At 47.1% G+C, this 3,752-nt stretch carries 5 protein-coding genes; 2 read left to right on the top strand and 3 right to left on the bottom strand.

Annotated features, from left to right (window positions below; translation table 11 throughout):
• Positions 1-64: 64 nt before the first annotated feature.
• The 3 genes from B3182_RS11905 to B3182_RS11895 are packed head-to-tail and all read right to left on the bottom strand — an operon-like array spanning position 65 to position 2,467.
• Entirely contained in the window at positions 65-874 is an 810-nt protein-coding gene (locus B3182_RS11905; protein ID WP_292356328.1) for a ZIP family metal transporter, read from the bottom strand.
• Between the two features lie 38 nt (positions 875-912).
• Complete coding sequence (gene pgeF / locus B3182_RS11900; RefSeq protein ID WP_292356330.1) at positions 913-1,668, bottom strand: peptidoglycan editing factor PgeF; 756 nt, start codon at positions 1,666-1,668, stop codon at positions 913-915.
• Positions 1,646-2,467 carry an inositol monophosphatase family protein gene (locus tag B3182_RS11895; RefSeq protein ID WP_292356118.1) on the bottom strand — a complete coding sequence of 274 codons (822 nt, stop codon included), beginning with the start codon at positions 2,465-2,467 and terminating at the stop codon, positions 1,646-1,648. The genes pgeF and B3182_RS11895 overlap by 23 nt, the downstream gene beginning before the upstream one ends.
• 73 nt (positions 2,468-2,540) lie before the next feature.
• Between B3182_RS11895 and B3182_RS11890 the strand changes: the two genes are divergently transcribed.
• Positions 2,541-3,269: a 16S rRNA (uracil(1498)-N(3))-methyltransferase gene (locus tag B3182_RS11890; protein WP_292356120.1), complete on the top strand. Its 729-nt coding sequence runs from the start codon at positions 2,541-2,543 to the stop codon at positions 3,267-3,269.
• A complete protein-coding gene (locus B3182_RS11885; protein ID WP_292356121.1) occupies positions 3,266-3,577 on the top strand; it encodes a DUF3301 domain-containing protein in 312 nt (103 codons plus the stop codon). The genes B3182_RS11890 and B3182_RS11885 overlap by 4 nt, the downstream gene beginning before the upstream one ends.
• The last annotated feature ends 175 nt before the right edge of the window (positions 3,578-3,752 follow it).

The raw sequence follows: 3,752 nt of genomic DNA, 5'->3' as shown, positions 1-3,752 counted from the left end.
TGCGCCATCACCATATCACCGACCCAGGAGGGCCCGATGACCAATATATCGTGTTTAGCTGGCATTAATGCAGCGTGCTATGCGCCAGATAAATAAACACCACCCCTGCAGCAATCAAGGAGATTTGCTGGAATGTTTCGGAAGGCTTTACTTTGCTGTGCAGGCCCGGAATTAAATCGGCCACAGCGATATAAATAAAGCTGGAAGCCGCAACAACCAGGATATACGGCAGAATGTGCTGCATATCAGCCAACAGGAAGTAAGCGGCTACAGCACCGACTACCGTTGCCAGACTGGAAAGCATATTGAAATAAAGTGCTTTGCGCCGTGAGTAACCACTGTGCAACAAGATGACAAAGTCACCCAGTTCCTGGGGGATCTCATGTGCAGCAATCGCCAATGCGGTGACAATCCCCAGATGTACATCCGTTAAAAATGCGGCGGCAATCAACACACCATCAACAAAGTTGTGAATGGCATCGCCAATCAAAATTAAAGCGCCAGCGGCTTTTTTGGTATCTTCCTGATGATGGTGGTGATGGTGATCCTCACCTAGTTCTGGAATATTTTCATGACCATGATGGCTGTGGCAGTGACGCCATAACACCATTTTTTCCAACAGGAAAAAACTCAATAAACCAATCAGTAATGTCAGCCCGATATTATGTGGATCAACCACAAATTCGTGCTCAATCGCATGCGGTAGCAAACCCAGGAAGGAGGCACCAAGCAAGGCTCCAATGGCAAAACTGACCAGATGTGGCACTGCGTGTTGGCGAGTATTGGTGGGTAATAGCAGAAAACTTGACGCAATTATTACGCTTAGCAGCCCCCCCAGAATACTGAAAATGATAATCCAGATTAATAAGTCCATATGCACCTGACCGACAAAAATAATGCGCAAATCATACCTTATTCAGCTGCTATCCATATCAGTGATGCCATTCGCCCGGTAACACCATCGCGGCGAAACGAGAAAAAACGCTGTTTTTCAGTGAAGGTACAATTTTCCCCTCCATAGATTGCAGTTACGCCTTGCGCAATCAGGCGTTGTCTGGCGAGTAGATAAATATCTGCCAAATAACGATCGGTATGTGTTGAGATAAAAGCCGATTCAGCTGCAGCATCCATTACCACAAATCCAGCTTTAACTTCCGGCCCAACTTCAAAAGCCTGTGGGCCAATCGCAGGGCCCAGCCAGACAATGATCTCTGATGATGGCGCTTTGAACTGGGCCAATGTGTTTTCAATAATGCCGTTTTTTAAACCACGCCAGCCAGCGTGAACAGCAGCCACCTGGGTACCTGATTTATCCGTTATTAATAATGGTAAACAATCTGCTGTCATTACCGTGCAGACAGTGTCTGGTGAATCACTGATAATGGCATCGGCTTCAATATCGGCTTGCCAAAGGTTTGCATCGATAACGTCGGTGCTATGGGTTTGCTTAAGCCATAACGGCTCGGCTGGTAATAAAGCCTTTTCAAATAGTCTCTGTCGGTTAGCCGTTACCACCTCCGGATTATCGCCAACATGATCGCCCAAATTTAACGAAAAATAGGGACCCGTGCTCTGTCCACCGTTTCGAGTGGTGGTAATTGCTCTAATATGTTTTGGAGCAGGCCAGTTTACTTCGAGAAATAATTCAGCCATCACTACGCGGTACATGCAGGTAATCACGCCAGGCGGCAAACAGGTTTTCATCGCTGGCTGCACAGGTTGAACGGGGAGTTAAACTGCGGCTGAACACCGGCTCATTATCCAAGGTACAGGCAAATGCACCAGCTTCCTGAATAACCAGCTGCGCTGCAGCATAATCCCAAATTTGCTGCCGTCCATGCAAATACAATTGGGCACGTCCCGCAGCCAGCCAACATAGCTCCAAGGCAATTGAGCCAAGACTGCGTTGTGACCCATAAGGCTTTTCTTCAACCAGTCGTTGAGAAAGGGATATGGGTAAACGTTTGAAATCTATGATGGCCAATGTCTGATTAAGTGCAAGCCCGGAAATTTCAGCTTTTAATCGCTGACCATTAAGCCATGCTCCTGCACCTTTTTTTGCCGCAAAACACTCATTCATTACTGGGTCATAAACCAACCCAAGCGTTACTTCGCCCTTTTCAATAAGGGCAAGGGAAATGGAAAAGAAAGGCATGCCGGCGGCAAAATTACTGGTGCCGTCTATTGGATCGAGACACCAAAGTGCGTCATTACTGTCGAGTAATTCAGCTTGTTGAAGGGCGGTCATTTCCTCGCCCAGCAATTTGATATCCGGGAAATCCCGCTGCAAAACCTCAGTGATGGTCTGCTGCATCAATTTATCTGCAACGGTAACCACGCTGCCATCATGTTTATACTGACGGCTGACAGTATTGAATAATGGCATCAAATGCTGCTGAACTGTGTCAGTCAGGCAGTTTTGAAGTTTGGCGAGGTCGGTATCCATGGCAAAAAGTATATCAGCCATTTAAGGTTTATTATTCAAACTCTGTGATGCAGTCTGTAAACTGCTGATTCATTTTGTCAGTTGAAGCTTGTTTATGCGTGTTTCCCGTTTTTATTGCGCGTCTCTAGTGCCTGCCAATTCACCAATGCAGTTGCCAGATGAGGTTTTCCGCCATGCCGTGCAGGTACTTCGCATGAAGCCTGGTGCTTTATTGAATTTATTTGATGGGCAGGGCCTGGAATATCAGGCGCAGCTGGAGCAGGTTGATAAGCGTCAGGCAACCGTCAGCCTTAAACAGCAAATACACACAGATAACGAGTCTCAATTAGATATCCTGTTGATGCAGGGTATTTCAAGAGGTGAACGGATGGATTACGCCATACAGAAAGCGGTTGAGCTTGGCGTGAAACGTATTATGCCGGTGGTGACCGAGCGCTGTAATGTGCAACTTTCCGGGGATCGTGCCGAGAAAAGAATAAATCATTGGCAAGGTGTCATTATCAGTGCCTGTGAGCAAAGCGGCAGAAGTTATTTGCCTGAGTTATTGCCCATCACGTCAATAGATGCCGCTTTGGAAAATGTGAACGATGCCTGCAAGCTGGTGTTGGATCCAGAGGCGATAAAAAGTTTTTCCAGTATAAAAAAAGCCCAGCAGATCGCTTTACTGATTGGTCCCGAAGGTGGCCTGAGTGAAATAGAGGTACAACGGGCAAATGATGCGGGGTTCACCGGTATTACATTAGGGCCGAGAATTCTGAGAACCGAAACCGCTTCTGCAGCAGCATTAGCGATGGTGCAGGCTGGCTGGGGAGATATCGCGTGAATGATAGTACCATTGTGTTGTTGATTCTGGCGGTCATAGGCTGGATATGGTGGGACAGCCGCGGCGTTGCGGAACATGCCAGCAAGGTTGCCAGTCAATATTGTCAGTCGATGGGAGTGAGTTTTCTCAACGATACCGTGGCCTGGCAAAAAATCCGTCTCAAACGAGGTTCGACCGGCAGAATGCAATTAGAACGTACTTATTTTTTTGAGTTTGCCAGTGATATGCAACAACGTTATCGTGGTGAAATCGTTATGTTGGGCAAACGCGTCAAAACGATCCAACTGGATCCGCACCGTTACAGTTAAGTCATCAGAGGTAGAAGGTATGACCACCAAACTTGCATTAGTCGTTGATGATTCTCGTGTTGCCCGCATGATGCTTTGCAAACTGTTGCAATCTTCTGGATTTTCAGTGGTTGAGCAGGGTAGCGCTGATGAAGCCTTGTCCTGGCTGGATACCAGTGAACAAACGCCGTTAATT

This window comes from Methylophaga sp. UBA4204, from assembly GCF_002379485.1.
In the GTDB taxonomy this organism is placed as follows: Bacteria; Pseudomonadota; Gammaproteobacteria; order Nitrosococcales; family Methylophagaceae; genus Methylophaga.
The sequence above is the reverse complement of the archived record's forward strand: the minus strand, read 5'-3'. Positions and strand labels throughout refer to the sequence as shown.

Coding starts and splice junctions, on each gene's coding strand:
- B3182_RS11890 (WP_292356120.1), top strand. CDS start 2,541: ATGCGTGTTTCCCGTTTTTATTGCGCGTCTCTAGTGCCTGCCAATTCA.
- B3182_RS11895 (WP_292356118.1), bottom strand. CDS start 2,467: ATGGCTGATATACTTTTTGCCATGGATACCGACCTCGCCAAACTTCAA.
- B3182_RS11905 (WP_292356328.1), bottom strand. CDS start 874: ATGGACTTATTAATCTGGATTATCATTTTCAGTATTCTGGGGGGGCTG.
- pgeF (WP_292356330.1), bottom strand. CDS start 1,668: ATGTACCGCGTAGTGATGGCTGAATTATTTCTCGAAGTAAACTGGCCT.